The sequence below is a fragment of the Streptomyces antioxidans genome, assembly GCF_000968685.2.
Classification (GTDB): domain Bacteria; phylum Actinomycetota; class Actinomycetes; order Streptomycetales; family Streptomycetaceae; genus Streptomyces; species Streptomyces antioxidans.
The window spans coordinates 1-386 of record NZ_LAKD02000265.1 but is presented as its reverse complement, the minus strand read 5'-3'; the positions used below and the strand labels follow the sequence as shown (position 1 = coordinate 386).

The following is a 386-nucleotide window of genomic DNA, read 5'->3' as shown; positions in this document are numbered from 1 at the left end:
CGACAGCCGCGACAGCCGCTCGGTCAGCGCCGGGCCGTTCGCGGTGCGCGGGTCGGCCACGGGTTCCGCGGCCTGCCGCGCCTCGGGCAGTTCGGCGAGCAGTGGCCGCGCACGGGCCGCGGTGTAGCCGGGTACGAACCGCGGCCAGTCGACCTCGGCCACCACCACCGCGGTGTCGTCGTGCTCGAGGGCCCTGCGCAGCTCCCGCACCGCGGTGGCCGGTGCCATCGCCCGGATGCCACGGCGCTCCAGGAAATCTTTGGTGCCCTCGTCCTCGGCCATGCCGGCGCCGTCCCAGCTACCCCACGCGACGCTGGTCGCGGTCAGCCCGCGGCCCCTGCGCGCGTGCGCCAGGGCGTCCAGGTAGGCGTTGGCCGCGGCGTAGG

At 76.7% G+C, this 386-nt stretch carries 1 protein-coding gene; it reads right to left on the bottom strand.

The annotated features are described in order from the left end of the window. A partial coding sequence (locus tag VT50_RS38085; protein ID WP_143645418.1) for a KR domain-containing protein occupies positions 1–386 on the bottom strand: 386 nt, incomplete at both ends.